The following is a 19605-nucleotide window of genomic DNA, read 5'->3' on the forward strand; positions in this document are numbered from 1 at the left end:
AACCATGGTACCTATTGAATCAAATGAGTTTTTCATAGCATTCGTCATATCTGCCCTGATATTCCTGTTCGCATGTGTAGCTATCTCAACATTCATCACGTATCTGGTGCTCAACAAGTTCATAAACTTCGGCGAAACCGAATGCAGCATCCACCAGTATTCGACAGACAGTATCCGTTACAAGGTCAACACCGACAACGTTCTGCTCGATGAAAAGAACGAATTCTTTTTTCTGCACGGTTCTGATCCTTATGAGGGCATCGAACGCGAAATACCCGAACAGCTAATAAAGAACGGCGAAAAGAAAACTCAGGAGGACCCGTTCATCTGACGACCTTTAAAGGGCCGCGGTCACTTTGATCGCACAACAGCCTCATTCATCCTTCGCATGCAGATTCCTGTATCTTTCCGCAATGCCAAGCGCCGTGAAAAACCAGGCAGTAAACCGTTCGGGGTGATCCAGCATCTCCCTCTTCAGATCTTCCAGTTTCACATATCTGAGTTCGGCGATCTCCCCGGGATCGGGCACGAAAGATCCGTCGTATTCTCCGACAAAAACATGATCGTATTCATATTCGGAAAGCCCGTCTGCGAAAACGGCACGGTATACAAAACAGCCTGCCTCAGTCACTTCTGCATCTCTGATCCCGCACTCAGCAAACAGCCGCCTGGATACGGCTTCCGCGAGCGTCTCTCCCGCATGAGGATGCGAGCAGCATGTATTTGCCCAAAGCCCGGCGCTGTGGTACTTCCCTGCAGCGCGTTTCTGGATCAGCAGACTGTCACCGTTAAACAGAAATACTGAAAAAGCACGGTGAAGCAGGCCTTTCCTGTGCACTTCGAGTTTTTCGCCCGTTCCGGTCTCTTTATCGTCAAGATCCACAATGATCAGACAGTTTTCGATATCCATAACATCCATCCTTCCGGTCAGGATCCTGCCTGCTCCAAGTCTCTCATTATCAGCTTATCCTTCTTTACAAACTCTGATACGGAAACATTCAACTCAGTTGCAAGCCTGTCGCTCTCTTCTTTAAGTTCTTTTATCTTCCCGGCGGTCTTTTCCGATTCGGAATAAAGCTCACCGTTAGCTGCATCTATCTCATTTATCTTTTTCACTCTCGGATAAACCAGTTTGAAATTCAGCACCGCAATTGCAATATTCGCGAGAACGCAGAACAGAGCCACAACAAATGCCAGATGACCATCGCCCTTGGTACAAAGGATAACTGCACATATAAATGTAAGCAGGATAAAAATGATATTTGCCAAACCTACGATCATAAAAACTGAATGAGGCGCATACTCAATACTGTAACGGTCTTTAAAGTAGTATTCGTTACGTGTCTTTTCATTATTATGGATCGCTTCTTCCGTTTTCCTTCTCGCTTTTCCGAGAGTTTCAATCTCGCCGGTACAGTCGGACAGTCTCTTCAGATCAGAATATAACTTACCCAGATCTTCAAAATACTCTTTGTCTTCTTCCGAAGCACCTTCGACAGCATCACTGACAAATTGACGATTATAAGAAAAGTCTTTATTCTTATTTCTTCGGACGAGTTCATCCATATTCTTAAGCCGTGCCGCAGCGAGCATTAAGCCTCTGAGCGCGAGGAAATCATGCGGATCCTTACTCAAAATAAACTTGTAAGCGTCTGCTGCTGCCTGAAACTCTTTCCTCAAAAGGTATGTCGCGCCCATCTCATGCATCTGCTCTTCCCTGAAGTATTCGTAATCATAAGTCGAACCGCAGAAAGTACAGTGATACAACTGTTTATCGTTATCGATGCTGAGATTTCCGCCGCATGAAGGACACTGATGTTTTTTTATGTTGCTCATTACCGTATTCCCATTCCGCAAATAACAGGTATCGGTCTGAAAGACCGAAAACCATATGCGGTAGATTATACCATAACGAAAAGAGCCTTCTTCAGGGTTTACAACATGTAAGCAGACTTTATCAGCGGTTTTTCACTGTTCTTTTTTCGAAACAATACGTCTAAAAAATGGTACTATTGGGTGATTTTATAATTTTAGTGCGATGCTAAAATATTCTTGTCTTTCAACAAAAAATCAAAGGGGGTTTATCATGAAAGGAAAAGTTTTACTTACTTCACTGGTAGCTTTGGGCATGGTTGTTTCCTCATATGGTGCAGCCATGGCAGATACTACAAGCGGAGAAAAAAGCACTTCAGACGGAATATTCAGTTGGACTTATAACGGCAGCGGCACATTATCAGTCCGCAAGCAGTCAAAAACCTATCCGACTCAATCCGGCACATGGTCTTCTTATTATTCTGACATAAAGAACATGTATATCTATGGTGTGGATTCCGATGCAAGACCAACATACAATTATTCGGATTTTGAGACCGGAATGTACAATCTTAAAAATATCTATGTATACGACAACTGCCGTACACTTAAGATAAATAATTACGGTCCTAAACTTGAAACGATTAATTTCAGCAATAATTCACAGAAATATATCACTGTTGATTTTTCAAACAGAGCGGTAGCAAATTTCCCGGAAATCAATTACAGCTATGTGGGAGCTACTAATATCGACCTCGATTTCAGCGGCTACAACGGTCCTGTAACCGTTCACATTCCTGCAAGTTACGGCAACGATCCGAAGATCACTTATAATTTCGACATGGCCCGCATAACCAGAATATATTTTGAAGAGGGAACAAAAACCATTCCCGAGGATGCATTCACCGACAACGTGATCCTTTCTGACGTACACATCCCTGACGGTGTTACCAAGATTGAATACGATGCATTCAGAAATTGCGAGAAATTGGAAAAGATCACCATCCCTTCTTCTGTTACTTCCATCGGAATGAACGCATTCAAGTACTCCGGACTTAAGGAGATCACATACGGCGGCACAGTCGAAAAGTGGTTTGGTCTTGTTAAGGAATACAACAATGACGGTAATCTGGTCGGAGATACACTTCACCTTGACGGCGTAACAGTTCACTGCTCTGACGGAGAAGTTAAGATCCACAAGAATGCCGATACCTATGATTATTATCAGAACGTTTTCGGCTGGGTCAAACAAAACGGCAACTGGTATTACTATACGGAAAGCGGTACTTTGGCAAAATCTTCCACCTATATTGATAACGTCTGGTATTTCTTTAACAAAGACGGAGTTATGCAGACTGGCTGGATCGATGCTTTAGGAAACGGATCAATTTGGTACTATGCCAACAAGTCCGGCGCTCTTATGGAAAAGGGCTGGTTAAATGCAGGCGGCGCATGGTACTACATGAATTACTACTATATGCAGACAGGCTGGAGAACAATTGACGGCGCAAAATATTACCTCGATAAGAGCAGCGGCAAGATGGCAACAGGCTGGAAAGGAATCGACGGCAAGTGGTATCTGTTCAGCTCATCTGGTGCATTGCTCACAGGCTGGCAGAAGTCCGGTTCAACCTGGTACTATCTCAACAAATCAGACGGATCCATGGTAACCGGCTGGCAGCAGATCGACGGCAAGTGGTACTACTTCCAGAGCTCCGGCGCAATGAAGACAGGCTGGCTCAAGGACGGCAACTCCTGGTATTACCTTAAAGCCGACGGTTCAATGGCTACAAACTGGCTCCAAATCTCCGGCAAATGGTACTATTTCGGAACAAACGGCGTCATGGTCACAGGAACAAAGACGATCGGCGGCAAGACATACAACTTTGATTCGAACGGCGTATGCCAGAATCCCTGATCCTGCAGTTCCAATAAACTGACAAATACTTAAGGCCTCCTTCGTGAGGCCTTATTTATGCAGAATACAAAGCAGACGCTATTTTATCTGTGGTTATAAAACAGTCCCGATATAGTTCTCCTATTCATAACAAAAATGGTGCTTTTGGGTGATTTTATAATTTTAGTGCGATGCTAAAATATTCTTGTCTTTCAACAAAAAATCAAGGGGGTTTATCATGAAAGGAAAAGTTTTACTTACTTCACTGGTAGCTTTGGGCATGGTTGTTTCCTCATACGGTGCAGCCTTTGCTGAAACCACCGGAGGAGAAAAAAGCACAAAAGACGGCGTTTTCAAATGGTACTATAACGGCAGTGGCATATTAGCAGTCCAAAAGCTGCAAAAGACTTATCCGAGTTCTGCAAGTGACTGGGCTTCTTATTATGCAGACATACATACAATGAATATCTTTGGTGAGGAAGGCCTGACATATTCATATTCGGATTTCCAGACAGGAATGTACAATCTTTTGAATATCAATGTACACGACGACTGCACTAGACTTAATATCAATAATTATGCGCCTAAGCTTCACGCGATTTCTTTCAGCAATAATACACAGAAATACATCACTGTTGATTTTTCAAACAGAGAGGTAGCAAATTTCCCGGAAATCGTATACAGCGGTATAAATGCTACTAATATCGACCTCGATTTCAGCAGCTACAACGGTCCTGTAACCGTTCACATTCCGGCAAGTTACGGCAATGATCCGAAGATCACTTATAATTTCGACAGGGCCCGCATAACCAGAATATATTTCGAAGAGGGAACGAAAACCATTCCCGAGGATGCATTCACCGACAACGTGATCCTTTTTGACGTACACATTCCTGACGGTGTTACCAAGATCGAATACGATGCATTCAGAAATTGCGAGAAATTGGAAAAGATCACCATCCCTTCTTCTGTTACTTCCATCGGAATGAACGCATTCAAGTACTCCGGACTTAAGGAGATCACATACGGCGGCACAGTCGAAAAGTGGTTTGGTCTTGTTAAGGAATACAACAATGACGGTAATCTGGTCGGAGATACACTTCACCTTGACGGCGTAACAGTTCACTGCTCTGACGGAGAAGTTAAGATCCACAAGAATGCCGATACCTATGATTATTATCAGAACGTTTTCGGCTGGGTCAAACAAAACGGCAACTGGTATTACTATACGGAAAGCGGTACTTTGGCAAAATCTTCCACCTATATTGACAACGTCTGGTATTTCTTTAACAAAGACGGAGTTATGCAGACTGGCTGGATCGATGCTTTAGGAAACGGATCAATTTGGTACTATGCCAACAAGTCCGGCGCTCTTATGGAAAAGGGCTGGTTAAATGCAGGCGGCGCATGGTACTACATGAATTACTACTATATGCAGACAGGCTGGAGAACAATTGACGGCGCAAAATATTACCTCGATAAGAGCAGCGGCAAGATGGCAACAGGCTGGAAAGGAATCGACGGCAAGTGGTATCTGTTCAGCTCATCTGGTGCATTGCTCACAGGCTGGCAGAAGTCCGGTTCAACCTGGTACTATCTCAACAAATCAGACGGATCCATGGTAACCGGCTGGCAGCAGATCGACGGCAAGTGGTACTACTTCCAGAGCTCCGGCGCAATGAAGACAGGCTGGCTCAAGGACGGCAACTCCTGGTATTACCTTAAAGCCGACGGTTCAATGGCTACAAACTGGCTCCAGATCTCCGGCAAGTGGTACTATTTCGGAACAAACGGCGTCATGGTCACAGGCTCCAAGACGATCGGCGGCAAGACATACAACTTCGATTCGAACGGCGTATGCCAGAATCCCTGATCCTGCAGTTCCAATAAACTGAAATAATTTTGGGGTGTCTCAAAATACCGGGACACCCCATTCTTTTGCTTTATTTGCCTTATTAAACCGGTAAAAAATCAAAAAACGGCCATTATTTGATTTTTACTTACAGAATCTGAAGAAAAGAATCAAATTTTATTCATCATAGAATGTTTATGAGAGAGACAAATAATTTAATGATGATATTTCCTCAGTACGGCCTTTATATCGGGCAGAGCCTCCAAAAAGACCTCAACACACTTGGGATCAAACTGTGTCCCCTTGCCTTCTTCTATTATCTTCAGAGCATCTTCAATAGGAAACGCCGGTTTATATATTCGGCGTGAGCATAAGGCATCGAAAACATCAGCAACGGCCATAACCCTTGCAGACAGCGGGATCTCCTCCCCTTTAAGTCCTTCAGGATAGCCTGTGCCGTCCCAGCGTTCATGATGGTATGCAGCCATGTTGCATGCTTCCCTGAGATAAGTCTCTCCCTCAACAGTAGTGATGGCCTTATTGATTATCTCCTTGCCTGCCGAGGCATGCGTCTTCATGATCTCGTATTCCTCAGGCGTCAGTTTTCCGGGTTTGTTAAGCACCGCATCAGGGATCCTGATCTTACCGACATCATGCAGAGGTGCGGATTTTTCCACGTATTCCATATACTGCGGGGTAAGCTTTTCGAGATAATAGCCCTTACGCTTCAAGCCTCTCAGGATTATGCGGACATAAGCGGCTGTCTTCTGGATATGGTCACCCGTATCAGAATCGCGTTTTTCCACCATGTCTGCCATGAGAATGATGAGACCGTCCTGCATCTTCATGACATTCTCCGAATACTGACGAATGTCTCGATACTGATCAGCCATATCAGATTCCATCTTACTTACCGTCTTATACAGTTCTCCGATCTCGTTTTCCGAGCGGATATCGATCGATTTCAGTTCCCTTACGCTTCTGTCGATCGATTCCTGATTGCCGATATTCCTGATGAAATCTTTGGCTGAATCCGTAAGTTTTGTGATCGGATAGATAATGTAATACTCCGACAGAGCCACGAATATTATGGTGATGATGATCGTGAACGCAGCGACAAAAAGGGCTATATTGCGGATGTAGCGGTTGAGCTCGCTTTTTATATTGCTGACATTGATCTCAACACACAAGAGACCGGCCGGCTCATCATTACTGTCAAAGATGACCTTATAGCCGTTAAACATATACCCGTAGCCTTCGGAATACCCTTGGAGAACACCGCTTTCCTGCCTTTTTGTCAGAACCGCTTCATGAAGAGTGAGCAATGTATCTTCCTGAAAACTTCCCTCTTCACAAGGTGTTCCCAAATAAGTATAGGTTCCGCCGTTTTCGAGTTCTTTGGCGGTCTTGGTGTTGATCGCATATGTCAGGCTGTTGATATCGTTGACATCATCGAAATACACCGCATAGAGATAATCGATCTCGGAGCTCTCCTTAACATGATTTAAGCCTGCTCTCATCTGCTCATAAGCATCAGGCATCTCACGGGCGGCGATCATATCTCCGAAAGAGTATTCCTTGGTAACACTGTAAGCGTATTCGAGAACAGTCGTCGTATATTTGCTGTAGTGCTCCATGACATGCTTCTCATAGAGTCTGTATCCGACGATAACCGTAATGATCGTCAAAACAACAATAACCGCAACAGAATATATCGCGGTTACGATCTTTATACTCAGACCTTTATGGTGTTTCTTGCTCAATGCGGTGTCACCTTCAGTGTTCTAAATAATCAGTATGAGTAACTGCGCAGGACCCTTTTTGTGATCATACACAGTTCTCATATACGGATAATACCACAGCAACACCCTTAAATATCCGAATTAACAGAACAATAACAGATTGTTCAGTTTTTAATAGAATGCGGCGCTCACGAAAAAACTGCCTGAGAGTCGGAATAAACCCTCAGGCAGTCAGATTATATCATTTCTCTATTCGGGAGGAATCATGAGATCCAATAACCGTACTTATCAAAATCATATTCCTTTTGTACCATTTTTACTTATCCGTATATTACGCAAAAGAAAACAACAATCAGACTGATCTGTTTCATGCCTGAAAACATTTGATTAACTTGTCAATTTTCGTTGTTTTTCGTATGTGGGATGATAGTATTAGAGATATATTATGCGCAGTTTTAGTATAAGAAAGTTTGCAGCTGTAGTTCTCAGCACCGTCCTTGTAATGGTCTTTTTGGGGTCCTCCGTTTTGTATGCGGACACAACCGCAAAGACTGTCCGTGTCGGATGGTACGAGTCACCGTTTAACATCATCGATGAATCCGGCAGGCGCTCGGGCTATGCTTATGAATACCAGCGCAAGATAGCCGCCTATACCGGCTGGTCTTATGAATATGTCGAAGGCACATGGACCGATCTTTTCGGGATGCTCGAAAAGGGCGAGATCGACATGTTAAGCGACGTCTCATACACCAAAGAACGTGCCGAAAAGTTCCTTTATCCGTCGATCCCGATGGGGCAGGAAAACTATTATATCTATAAGGATTCCACCAATCCCGATATCAGTGCTGAGGATCTGTCCACATTGAACGGCAAGCGTATCGGTGTTACCAAGAACAGCATTCAGACCGGCATTTACCGCGATTGGGCAGAAAAACGCGGCATTACCACTGAACTGATCGAACTGGACATCTCGGACAATGATTCCATCAAGATGCTGTTAAACGGCAAGCTCGATGCTTTTGTCAGCCTTGACAGTTACGGCGACGTTGAACGCATGACTCCGGTTGCAACGATCGGTTCATCGGATTTCTATTTTGCCATCAGCAAGTCAAGGGTCGATCTTCTTAATGAACTGGAGCCTGCGCTCCTGGCCATTCAGTCAGAGGATCATTACTATTCCGAACATCTTTACGACAAATATCTTGATAATTCAGGTGCCGAGAGATACCTGAGCACAGAAGAACTCGCGTGGCTCACAGATCACGGCAAGATCCGTGTGGGTTACCAGGATAACTATCTTGCGTTCTGTGCATGTGATCCCTCTACAGGCGAACTGACCGGAGCATTAAAAGATTATCTCGATTACGCATCGAAAGGAATCAACAACGCGGAGCTCGAATTCGAGACAATAGCCTATCCCACTGCCGAAGCAGCCATGACGGCTCTCAAGAACGGCGAGATCGACTGCATGTTCCCTGCGAATCTCACCATTTACGACGGTGAACAGATGGGCGTTGTCATGAGCCATTCCATGATGAGTACGGAAATGCTCGCGATCGTCCGTGCGTCAGACCAACACTCGTTTTTCCAGCAAAAAAATATCACCGTAGCAGTAAATGAAGGCAACCCCAACTATGACCTTTTCCTCAAGGAACAGTTCCCCGACTGGGATTCCGCTCACTTTACCGATACTCCGACCTGTCTTAAGGCCGTTGCCGACGGAAAGGCAGATTGCGTTATCGTCAGCAACTACCGGTATAACAACATTTCGGAGATCTGCGACAAACTCAAACTTACAGAGGTATCCACCGGCGTTGACATGGATTACTGCTTTGCAATAAAGGATGGCAACACCACCCTCTATGCAATAATGACAAAGGCAACAAGCATCGTTCCGGAATCCGTTACTCATTCGGCACTGAACTTCTATGCCACGGAAGACTCGAAAGTAACTCTCGGTGAGATGATACGTGACAATCTCGGCATAATAATGTCCGTGGTATCTGCTGTCCTGCTGCTCCTCCTTATTCTGTCTATCCGTAACGTAAGACTCGTAAGGAAGAACCAGAAGGGCAAAAAACAGCTCAATGACCTCAACCAGAGAGTCAATTACGATGCCCTCACATCCGTCCGTAACAAGGGCGCCTTTACCGAATATATCAATAATGTACAGGCCAGGATCAGCAACGGAGAATCTTTCGGTGTAGCCGTAAGCATCTTCGACTGTAATGACCTCAAAAAGATCAATGACAAGTACGGACACGATAAGGGTGACGAGTACATAAAGAATACATGCCACTTTATCTGCACGACCTTCCGCCGCAGTGCCGTATTCCGCATCGGCGGCGATGAATTCGCAGCTGTTCTCATGAATGATGATTTTGCCAACAGGGATAATCTTATCGACATATTCACGAATGAGCAGGAAGCCATAAGCGCCTCAGCGTCAGATCCGTGGAATCAGCTTCATATAGCGATGGGAATGGCGGTCTACTCGCCTGATTTGGACAAGTCTCTCAATGACACCATCAAGAGAGCTGATGAGATAATGTACGAAAACAAGAGGATTTGGAAAGAATCCCGGAAGCAGTAAGTTTATCGCCGTCTGCACAAACAACGCAAAACAGTTCCGTCTTCTGGTTTATAAAGGTGTTTCACCAGTATTTACCTACATAACTCTCAAATACTTTGCGGTTCAAACCGTCCGAACCAATATCTTCAACGATCTCTCCGCGTAAGATGCTGAACCCATTCATAGAGCGGCGTTCACGATCACATGTCATCATACTCATATTAAGATCATTTCCGATGTCCTCAGCAAGAACAGCCGCCATATCATACGAGATAGCATTAAACTCATCCTCACTCATGGTCGTATCAGGATTCATAACAAGATGAATGCTAAATACCATCGGATAACGGGAAACTAATTCAGGATACGACATAGAATACAATGGTATGGTGACTTTTTCACTTTCAATCGACTCACGATATGCTCTTGTGGTATCAAACCTATACTGGTCTCGACCATCTGTACTGGAAATACAGTTACAAAAACTTCCAAGAAAACAAAAGCAATAACTGGCGTTCTCCCTTATTTCATCACCATAATATCTGTCCACATATTGTGTATAGAAATGAGTTTCAAGCTGGTCTTCAAGCCAGCCGATCTGCTGAACAAATAAAGATCCTGTATTCTTCAAGATGCATTTCATCGTCTGACCACAACAATCAGTGTACGTAATAGTCCACTCATAATAGTTGATCTCATCCTGATGATAACCGCAAGAACAAGTTTCCCCGGGGATATAGCAATCCTTTCTTTCACTTATGGAATAATCGCCGAATATCTGCCTAAGTTCATCCGCGTACAACACAGGATAATCTTCCGTATATGTATAAGTCTTGATGTGATTTCCCGGAAAGATATTCATTATTCCGGAACAACCGGAGAGAAGCACAAGGCAAAGGCTTACCGCAACTATTGATGTAAATATCCGCGTTTTTCGCATCAAATTCCCAAGATTATCTTTTTCCATAGATACATAGCATTATTACACCGACAGGTCATCAGTCCCAACAAGGCTGCACTATCGGATCACATCGATATTTATACCATTCTCTTCAAGAAAAGCCGTAACATTTTCGAGATTCTCTACAGGAACAAGAATACACATCCCTTTACGATCTTTGGGGATGAATACCATTGTAAATTTAAATGCTCTTATGGCCTGAAAATTGTCCCAGTATATCTTTCGCTCACCCTTGGATGTAATCAGTTTAAGACCTTCCTTATCACAGTCAAGACGGTCATCATTATCCGGACGGTTTTTAATCCTCTTTCTTGAACTTAGCACCAAAACAGAAAGAAGACCGATAATTATGAAGAATAAATATGCAACAATAAAAAATACAGCAGCAGATACATTAACCTGCTTCTTGATCAAAGTGCTTATCAATCCGAATGTCAGCAGGAAAAGACCTGCTCCGGCCAGGATTGTTCCTGCTATTGTTGCACCATAAAAGGATTTGAGCTCACCTTTAGGATCCTTAATAAGCTGAGCATTCTTAAAGAAAAGATCTGCCATCTCCTCTCTGTATTTTTCCTTATTCTGTGATTTTAAATATTCCAAAATTATCTCCGCAGACATCAGAAAGGCTTAGAATGATGCTCCCAGATTATCCATTGAGTCGATCACGACCATGCAGTCAGGTGATACATGCTGCATAACGAAATACATCTGCTCCATCGGAATAGCGACACAACCGCCCGTACGCGGCTTTCTGTTGCCGAGACAATGCAGGAAGATGGCTGAACCCGCACCGGGCGTGCCGGAGTCGTTGTAGCTGATGTTAAGGCAGTACTGGTACTCGTAAACGTAGTCAGTAATATGCTCGCTGTCATCCTTGTTCAGATTAGGAAGATCCTTCAGGCTTACGAGTTCATTGTAATGCATGCCGTCTGCTGTATCGCCGGACCAATATGTATCATCATCTGCTTTGACATACGGGATAGCACATCCGGGATCATCTGCGATACCGAAAGCACGGTTGAATGTAAATGTTCCGACAGGCGTCATACCGTCGCCTTCTTTTGTTTTGCCGAGTCCGTTCAGACCGATGTAACCCGGAGTCGTCATTATCATCTTCCATTTTCCGCTTGCATCTTTCTCATGCAGGGACACCCAGGCTGTTGTCTTCTCATGAGCAGCTATGACAAAGATCTGCTTAGTTGCACCTTTTGATTCGGCAAGCTGAACGACCCATTCAGGCGAGTCCTCGGGACTGAGGCCCAACGCTTCCATTGGTGTCTGATAGAGTTTTGTATTCCCGGTATCTGGTGTTTTGGGTGCTTCTGCTTTGCATGAGCAGAACATAGAGACCGAAATCGCGAATGTTAAAACAACAGTAAGCAGTTTTGTCATTGTTTTCATAGCAATCACCTCAGTACGTTATCGGATTGTTTTTATTATACATCCGTTTGCAAAATTGAAAAAAGCGCAAGGCTATACAAAACAACGCAATTATGCCTGAGATCCCGTAAAACTCAGTCCTGTATATCAGGCTGATATTCTTTGATCGAGATCATCTCACAGCTCTTAAGCTCAGGATGGTCTTTTGTTTTCTTCAGATAGGAATCAAAAAGTCCCAAATGGATCTTACATACATACTCGTGCGCAAGGTCAGGATCAAGGCCGCCGACGATCATTTTTGAAGGGATAAGGTGTTTCATATCTGAAAATGCTATGTGCTGCATCTTCTCGAAAACTGCCTGGAACACAGGTTCTGTATGGTCTATACGAACCCTGCTCTCGACACCGAGATTTGCCTTGCAGCTTAACTGGGCAAACGGCTTTCTTAAGATCTTGCCTTTGTGGTTGCCGAAACTTGCGCCATCAAGGTTTGCGCCGCATACGAATTCATCGTTATCGAGGCACAACAGATATGAGATTATTCCACCGAGCGAATGACCCGTTGCACCTATGCCTTTTGAGAAATCGATTATGCCGGAAAGCTCTGCTTTGGCAAAATCCACGACATTCAATGTATCCTTTTCCCATTCTTCAAGCCTTGACACAATGAAAGTGCAGTACTTGTTCTGCACTGCTTCCAGTTTATCTGCGAGTTCCTTGTCTGTACCCTTGGTCTTAAGCATTTTCATCATTGCGAACATGCCGGGCAGCATCGGTTCATACTGCCTCTTCATTGCTTCTTTGTAAAGCGGGATATTTGTTCCGTCATCAAATTCGCATAATGCGGCATCGTAGGGATGTCCCACTGAGATAACGACATATCCGTGTGATGCAAGCTCCAGGCACAGAAATGAATTTGCCTCTCTGTACGAGCCGAAGCCGTGGCTGAAAGTGATGAGCGGGAACTTCGCCCCTTCGATCTTCGGTGCATTTTCGTAGCATTCGCTGAAGTTATCTCCCTGAGCTTCAGCCTTGTCTATGTTGATCGGAGCATGCATGGACTTTTTAAGTGCCTTTGCCATTTCCCTGGACATGTATCTTGCTTTGCTTAAGCTTTCAACTGATTCTTTTAATACAGGATAGTAGACTCTTACCGGAATGTTTCTTTTGGTTCCGGGAGCAAGCAATTCTTCCCTGTCTGTGCAGATCGTATGTGTGAATGTTCCCACTGCATATTCGCCTGTGGGCATGGGTTTATTGGTCATTTGTCTTTCCTCCGAGTAAAAGAATTATCGAGTCTGCAAGCGTTCTGAAAAGCTTCCTGGGTTCAACCTTGACCTTCACATCACCCGTACCGTAGCAGTTGGCAAGGATGCAGTATTTCTCTATGCCTGAATAAGAAGCTGAAATAAAAAGGCCGATGTCTTCAGGTTTTGCAGCAGGCTGATGACCTGTTTTGTATGCTCCCTCGATGAGCATAGGGATTGCCTTTTTACCAAGGTAATCCAGGTTGCCGGTAGCTTTTATGCCGGCCATTATCTTTGCTGCGCGCTCAGGTTCGTTGATCGCAAGAACGCCGAAATCGAAGTTAATCTTCTGGATGTCCGTGAGATGTTTTTCCATTGTCTCGCCAAGACAGTCACAAACCTGATAGGTTATCTCTTCTAAAGATGCATCTTTGTTAGAGAGGATCTTTTCAAATGACTCAATGATGTTATATTCGGTGCGTATCTTTGATGACATGTCGGCCAGTATCTCGTCAAGGTCTTTGTAGTAACGGTAGATGGCGCCCTGGCTCATGCCGGTTTCTGCTATAACGTCTGATATCGTGACCATCCCGACGGGTTTTCTGAGGCACACCTGATAGCAGGCATCGACGATCATCTGACGCTTGCTCTCTAAATATTCTTCGGTAACCTTAGGCATATGTTTATATCTCCTGCAATAAAATGAAATTAGTTTCATTTAATGAAAGCGGTTTCATTTTATCGTTGAGAATTCATTTTGTCAACAGTATGTCTCTGCTAAAGGAATCGCTTGTTTCACGGGCGTTTCAAGGCAAAACAAAAGGGTTTACCGAACCTGGTAAACCCTCTATGGTGGGAAGAGGTGGGAACAAACCTTCAGAGAACTTTCAATCTCTGAAACCCAATAAAATCAAGGTTTCCAGCTTTATTTCTATATATAAAACTGATAGCTTACGACAAATTTACGACAGTTATTTACATGAAAAGGAGCTCAACATAAAATCGGCTGGATTACCCAGCCGATTTTTCATTAAATTCGTTTAATTTCTTATCAATCATATTTGCCTAATTGTCTAATTCCATGACGTTATTAAATCTACTTAACCGCACCAAAAGTCTCAGGTGTTACGGTAAAGCTGTGATCATAAACCGTATCCGTGCAGACCGTAACCTTAAAATCATCAAGATCATAAACACATGACCACTCCGTCTGCATACGTTTGGGATCATCACTCCTTAATGCAGCATCTGAAAGGAATGTCATCGCTGTAACTGCATCTGCCGTTCCGCTGCATGCCGAGATGTCATCTGTCAGGATCTTGTATCTAGTCTCTGAATCAATATCCGGATCAGGTTCAACATAGCCGCTGAAGAGAATATGGTTAGTAACCTTACAATCTTCAGTAACGACCATTTCATTGTCGATCCACTCTACTATTACTGATTTTCCGGATCTGTCAGTGATAAACAGATGGAAGCTTCTGTCAATCATCGAATGCATGTCATATGAATTAAGAAATACCAGTGCTTCATCAGTACTGCCGCAGGTATCAAGGATCGCTCTGATAGCGACATTCATAAGGATATCCGGCTTACCGGTATCCTGATGGATTTCTTCATGTTCCAGCTGCAGTATGGATATACCGACACCTGCTTCATTAATTCCATCAACAGTCATATAAGGGAACACTACAGACATAAATCTTGAGCCCGCTGACAGAGGATCGGTCTCACCCTCATCTGTTCCAAGGCCCAGCAGACCGATATCAGCCATACCGATAGAAGCATAACCATCTGCCGGATCCGAATAAATCATGAGCATATCCGTCTCAGGATAATCGTAGTTTCTGCCCATCAGGTGGTGTCCGTCAGGAGTCGTGACAGCAAAGGAACTGCATCCGAAAGACATACCATTCATATTGATCGGCATTCCCCAGAACATTTCATCAGATATAAACGAGAATAACTCGCCTTCACTCGAGATTCCTGCATCGAGCATAGCCTGAAGTTTATAATCTTCCTTACAGTTCATGGAATAGACACCGGTTTCATTTTCCTTAAGTGATGCAAATGTGCTTATACGGTTTCTGTATATGACTGCCAGAGTTACAACTCCTGCAACGATAAGGACAAGTGTTCCAAGGATAATTACCTTAGGAGAGAGCTTTATAAGAAGAAGTGAAACAAGAGCAACGACACTTCCGACAATAGCCATTACTTCACCGATGATCTTGAACTTTGCGTTATTGGTATTTTCAACTCTGCACTGATAACGGGATACCATCTGATCGGTCATTGCCTTACCTTCATCAGAGCATAAAAATTCAAAGTATTCCATAACCTCAGCATCAGCAGTTCCTTCCTCTTTCAAAAACTCATACACGCTGAGGTTTTTATCATTCAGGTATTGAACCACCATCTGACGCTTTTCTTCGGGACACTCTTCCACAGATACTGTCAGTTCAACATTTCCGTTCTCATCAGGAGTCAAAAGAAACCTTGAGATGTTATAGTAGTCGAGATTCATGTTCTCGAGAATTACTACCGCGGAATCTTCTTCTCCACGGTATACGCTTCCGATACTGATCTCATCATCGATTTTTCCTAAACCGTCATAGTTAACAAGAATAGTGCCGTGAGCTCCGGCCTTGAAACTGTCCTCTTCGAAAACATCCAGTACAACATTTGTATTCGATGCAGCTTTGCCGTCCTTACCGAATATAAAGCACATGGCAAAACCGGCAACCGCTATAACTGCAGCAATAACCGCAACGACAATTTTAGCCTTTGTCCGTTTCCTTTTTTCCATACCCATACCCTCAAATTAATATAAAAAATAAATTACATCTTCAGCATTATACCATCTAAAACCTATCTTTATGGATTGTTTATTTTTCAGCAGAAAAAAATTAAGTCCGGGATCGCTCCCGGACTTATCTGAGTTAATGAATGTCTGATTATGTTGCTTACTCTACGCAGCCAGATTATTGCATTTAATTATTCACCGCTAAACTGGAATTTGTTAAATTGATATCCACCAGCACACACCATATTTATCAATAATGGTGGCGCAACATTTACTCCATGGAAGTTCTCCGATAGGTTCGATAATTACACCCCCATCGCTCAAAACCTGAAAAGCATTATAAACAGCTTCTTCTGTTCCCATTTCAAAAACGTTAAAAGTCATAGTTTCCCACTTGTTTTTGTGTACTACATCTATATCACAGGGATTTTTCGCTTCTGCCAATGCCAAAAAACCTTCCCCGTTTACAGATAGCTCACAGTGCTCATAAGCAGTGTTATCTTCGTTTTTAAACTCACGAGTTATTTCTGCTCCAAAAGCTTTGCAGTATGTTTCTGCTGCTTCAAAACTATTTTTTACATATACCTGTGTATAATTCTTCATCACAACCTCCACAGATTCCGATTTGTCGTTCTACATTATTCCGCAAGAAAAATTAAAATTTTCCTAACTAACGACTTCATTATATCAAATCGCATCATATCCATTGCTTTTTCATATCAATTTTAAGACATCTTTTAGTACAGCTACCCTCTTTTACCCTCTCCCATTCCTTAATAGTAGGACGTAGTTTTTTTGCACTTTTTTGTTAGATTCTTTGGAACTTATGTCAGCTTTCAGACAACTTTCGAAAATGGGCCATCGTTTTGGCTGAGTTCCCTACTTATATATAGGGGAACATATAAATTAGTCTATACTGTACCCTGTCGACTTTAAGACTTTCTGTATCAGATATCAGACTTCTTTCAGAAAAAAATGTCCAGTTTTGCCTTTCCCAGAACTTAATAGTGAGGACATACTTAATTATGTCTGAACGCTCAAATTAGACTGTTCCATGTTGTAACAAGCAACGCGTCTGAACGTTCAGACACATATACTTGTTAGGGAATGCTTCCCTAAAACCCTCTTTTTGCTTTTAGTAAAGCAAGTCAATTACATCGAAGATTCTTCGATCTGATATACGGGTCTCAGGGCACCCCTGACAAGCCACTTTGTATTTGTGTGTACACACATACGTTGCTTGTTAGAACATGGAACTCAACGTTTTGTGTACACACTTAAATTCTATCGCCACTAAGTAGCGACTCTCATTACATTGCCCTCAAACGGCAAAATCTATTAACAAAGGAGTCCTATTATGGAAAACAAAAACATTAAAGACGTGGCAATAGCCGATAAGGCGTTGCTGACACTGGAAGAAGCAGCCAAGTATTTCAATATTGGCATCAACAAGTTGAGGATCATGACAAATGAGGAAAACTGTCCTTATGTGGTATGGAACGGCAGTAAGCGTCTTATAAAGCGAAAACCGTTCGAAGAATACCTTTACAGGTCATACTCAATCTGACCCATTAATCGAATTGTTCAGCCAAGGAGCTCAAGTTATAATGTGCTTGAGCTCCTTTTCTTATCTTTAGGAGGAAAAAATGCTCAATAAAAGATTTGCAAAAGGAAGAGTAAAACTTAAGGAAGGAGAGTATCAAAGACCAAACGGAACATTTGAGTATAAGTGGACCGACCGATTCGGGAAGAGACATTCTGTATACGCTAAGACCATACCCGCTTTGCGAGCTAAAGAAGAAAAAATCCTGAGAGACACACTTGATGGAATCGGTTACGTAGATCGCAATCAGACTATCAATTCTTACTTTGCAGTATGGAAAAAGATTAAGAGCGGTATAAGGGAATCTACTTTTATCACCTACCTTCGCCTTTATCAGCGTTATATAGAGCCTCAATTCGGTAACACAGTACTCAAAGACCTAAGCTATAGTAAGGTTGTAATGTTTTATAAAGACCTTATTGAAAAACGCGGGTTAAGTGTTTCAAGCGCAAGCAATGTAAACGTTGTACTTGGCATGATTCTCGATCTTGCTATAAAAGACGGTGCGTTAAGGACTAACCCCTGCACCGGAGCTATGAAGGAATTGCAACGGAAATACGCTGATACCGTTAAAGAAGTAAAAGCGTTAACAAGTACTGAGCAAGCTCTTTTCGAGGATTTTATAAGCAAACCCGGTATTTTTCACTGCCTTGAACCCATAATTACAGTTATGTTGTATACAGGCATGAGAGTCGGAGAGGTCGGTGGCCTGAGATGGGCGGATATTGACTTTGAGAAAGAAGAGATTCATATCACGCACACTCTCGTATTTGACGGCAGTTCTACCAATAAAACAAGCGAATATGGGCTAAACCCGCCCAAAACCAAGTCAAGTAAACGTTGTATACCCATTAGTCCCAGAGTCAAAGAGGCTCTGCTAAATGAGAAAAAGCGTCAGGAAGAAAACGGAATAAAATGCAAAATCACCATTAACGAATACTCAGACTTTGTATTCCTTGATGATAAAGGCGGATTATTCCACTACAAGAAGCTTAATCATCGTTTAGACAGGCTGTCAGCTGCAATAGACGCAGAAATCAAGAACCAGGGCATGATAAACGGCTTAACTGCCTTCCCTCACGTTCATAGTCATATGTTAAGACACACATTTGCTACGAGAATGAGAGAAGCCGGAGCCGATATCAAGGCTACAGCCGACATTATGGGACATAATGAAGTAGATATTACTCTGAACACTTACACCGATGCTTCAGCGGATTTCAAGAAACAGGAAATATCTCTGCTGGATCTTCGGGACAAAATCGAAGTCGTATAATCCCCTTTACCTTACGACAAATTTACGACGAATTTACGACAATTAGGCATAGGTTTATTCAGTTTTACGTAGAGTTACAAAGACACGGAATTTTGATTTTGTTTTTAAGAAACCGCTCAACCACGGGCTTTTTCCTAGAAAAACAAAGGAGTTACCGAAACCGATAACTCCTCTATGGTGGGAAGGGGTGGATTCGAACCACCGAAGTCACTGACGACAGATTTACAGTCTGTTCCCTTTGGCCGCTCGGGAACCTTCCCATTTATTAAGTTGTTGTGTAATGGTGGGCCTTCGGGGACTCGAACCCAGGACCAACCGGTTATGAGCCGGGAGCTCTGACCAACTGAGCTAAAGGCCCACTTCCACACTACACGTGCTTTTCTCAAAGCGCTTGATTAGTATAGTAATTTCGAGTAATTAAGTCAAGAGCAAAAATACCGGCTGCGGCATTTTTTTG

The 19605-nt window shown here is 43.2% G+C and carries 16 protein-coding genes and 2 tRNA genes; 6 read left to right on the forward strand and 12 right to left on the reverse strand.

Annotation, left to right across the window (positions count from 1 at the left end; all coding sequences use genetic code 11):
* The first annotated feature begins 4 nt into the window (after window positions 1-4).
* Complete coding sequence (locus BO18_RS18170; RefSeq protein ID WP_185752504.1) at window positions 5-331, forward strand: hypothetical protein; 327 nt, start codon at window positions 5-7, stop codon at window positions 329-331.
* A gap of 42 nt (window positions 332-373) precedes the next feature.
* Here the strand turns inward: BO18_RS18170 and idi are convergent, their stop codons facing one another.
* Both idi and BO18_RS18180 read right to left on the reverse strand, forming a co-directional pair.
* Complete coding sequence (gene idi / locus BO18_RS18175) at window positions 374-910, reverse strand: isopentenyl-diphosphate Delta-isomerase (protein ID WP_242856594.1); 537 nt, start codon at window positions 908-910, stop codon at window positions 374-376.
* A gap of 17 nt (window positions 911-927) precedes the next feature.
* A complete protein-coding gene (locus BO18_RS18180; protein ID WP_034448848.1) occupies window positions 928-1836 on the reverse strand; it encodes a hypothetical protein in 909 nt (302 codons plus the stop codon).
* Between the two features lie 250 nt (window positions 1837-2086).
* Between BO18_RS18180 and BO18_RS33045 the strand changes: the two genes are divergently transcribed.
* On the forward strand, window positions 2087-3730 hold the full coding sequence (locus tag BO18_RS33045; protein WP_051688922.1) for a leucine-rich repeat protein: 1644 nt from the start codon (window positions 2087-2089) through the stop codon (window positions 3728-3730).
* 217 nt (window positions 3731-3947) lie between these two features.
* Complete coding sequence (locus BO18_RS33050) at window positions 3948-5582, forward strand: leucine-rich repeat protein (protein ID WP_051688923.1); 1635 nt, start codon at window positions 3948-3950, stop codon at window positions 5580-5582.
* Between the two features lie 194 nt (window positions 5583-5776).
* Here BO18_RS33050 and BO18_RS33055 read toward each other — a convergent pair whose 3' ends face one another.
* A complete protein-coding gene (locus BO18_RS33055) occupies window positions 5777-7324 on the reverse strand; it encodes an HD-GYP domain-containing protein (protein ID WP_051688924.1) in 1548 nt (515 codons plus the stop codon).
* A 424-nt stretch (window positions 7325-7748) separates the two neighbouring features.
* Between BO18_RS33055 and BO18_RS18200 the strand changes: the two genes are divergently transcribed.
* Window positions 7749-9896 (forward strand): diguanylate cyclase domain-containing protein, encoded by a 2148-nt coding sequence (locus tag BO18_RS18200; RefSeq protein WP_034448850.1) that lies wholly within the window; start codon window positions 7749-7751, stop codon window positions 9894-9896.
* Between the two features lie 61 nt (window positions 9897-9957).
* On the opposite strand, the gene BO18_RS18205 is transcribed toward BO18_RS18200, so the two are convergent.
* From BO18_RS18205 to BO18_RS18240, 7 genes are all read right to left on the reverse strand, one after another.
* Window positions 9958-10815: a hypothetical protein gene (locus BO18_RS18205; RefSeq protein ID WP_185752505.1), complete on the reverse strand. Its 858-nt coding sequence runs from the start codon at window positions 10813-10815 to the stop codon at window positions 9958-9960.
* Window positions 10816-10893: 78 nt separating this feature from the next.
* Window positions 10894-11436 (reverse strand): hypothetical protein, encoded by a 543-nt coding sequence (locus BO18_RS18210; protein WP_034448854.1) that lies wholly within the window; start codon window positions 11434-11436, stop codon window positions 10894-10896.
* Window positions 11437-11463: 27 nt separating this feature from the next.
* The gene (locus BO18_RS18215) at window positions 11464-12237 is read right to left on the reverse strand and encodes a L,D-transpeptidase family protein (protein WP_051688925.1); all 774 of its coding nucleotides are present in this window, start codon (window positions 12235-12237) and stop codon (window positions 11464-11466) included.
* Window positions 12238-12350: 113 nt separating this feature from the next.
* Window positions 12351-13481, reverse strand: coding sequence for an alpha/beta hydrolase family protein (locus tag BO18_RS18220; protein ID WP_034448855.1), 1131 nt, complete (start codon window positions 13479-13481; stop codon window positions 12351-12353).
* A complete protein-coding gene (locus BO18_RS33060) occupies window positions 13471-14142 on the reverse strand; it encodes a TetR/AcrR family transcriptional regulator (protein WP_051688926.1) in 672 nt (223 codons plus the stop codon). Before BO18_RS33060 ends, BO18_RS18220 begins: the two co-directional genes overlap by 11 nt.
* A 417-nt stretch (window positions 14143-14559) precedes the next feature.
* Complete coding sequence (locus tag BO18_RS18235) at window positions 14560-16272, reverse strand: carcinine hydrolase/isopenicillin-N N-acyltransferase family protein (RefSeq protein WP_034448857.1); 1713 nt, start codon at window positions 16270-16272, stop codon at window positions 14560-14562.
* A 213-nt stretch (window positions 16273-16485) separates the two neighbouring features.
* The gene (locus tag BO18_RS18240; protein WP_034448859.1) at window positions 16486-16872 is read right to left on the reverse strand and encodes a VOC family protein; all 387 of its coding nucleotides are present in this window, start codon (window positions 16870-16872) and stop codon (window positions 16486-16488) included.
* Between the two features lie 754 nt (window positions 16873-17626).
* On the opposite strand from BO18_RS18240, the gene BO18_RS18245 reads away from it, so the two are divergent.
* A complete protein-coding gene (locus tag BO18_RS18245; protein WP_034448860.1) occupies window positions 17627-17836 on the forward strand; it encodes an excisionase in 210 nt (69 codons plus the stop codon).
* 79 nt (window positions 17837-17915) lie between these two features.
* The gene (locus tag BO18_RS18250; protein ID WP_034448861.1) at window positions 17916-19148 is read left to right on the forward strand and encodes a tyrosine-type recombinase/integrase; all 1233 of its coding nucleotides are present in this window, start codon (window positions 17916-17918) and stop codon (window positions 19146-19148) included.
* A 175-nt stretch (window positions 19149-19323) separates the two neighbouring features.
* Here BO18_RS18250 and BO18_RS18255 read toward each other — a convergent pair.
* Window positions 19324-19408: transfer RNA gene (locus tag BO18_RS18255), tRNA-Tyr, on the reverse strand.
* Window positions 19409-19429: 21 nt separating this feature from the next.
* Window positions 19430-19506, reverse strand: a tRNA-Ile gene (locus BO18_RS18260).
* Window positions 19507-19605: the final 99 nt, after the last annotated feature.

Source organism: Butyrivibrio sp. AE2032 (assembly GCF_000702965.1).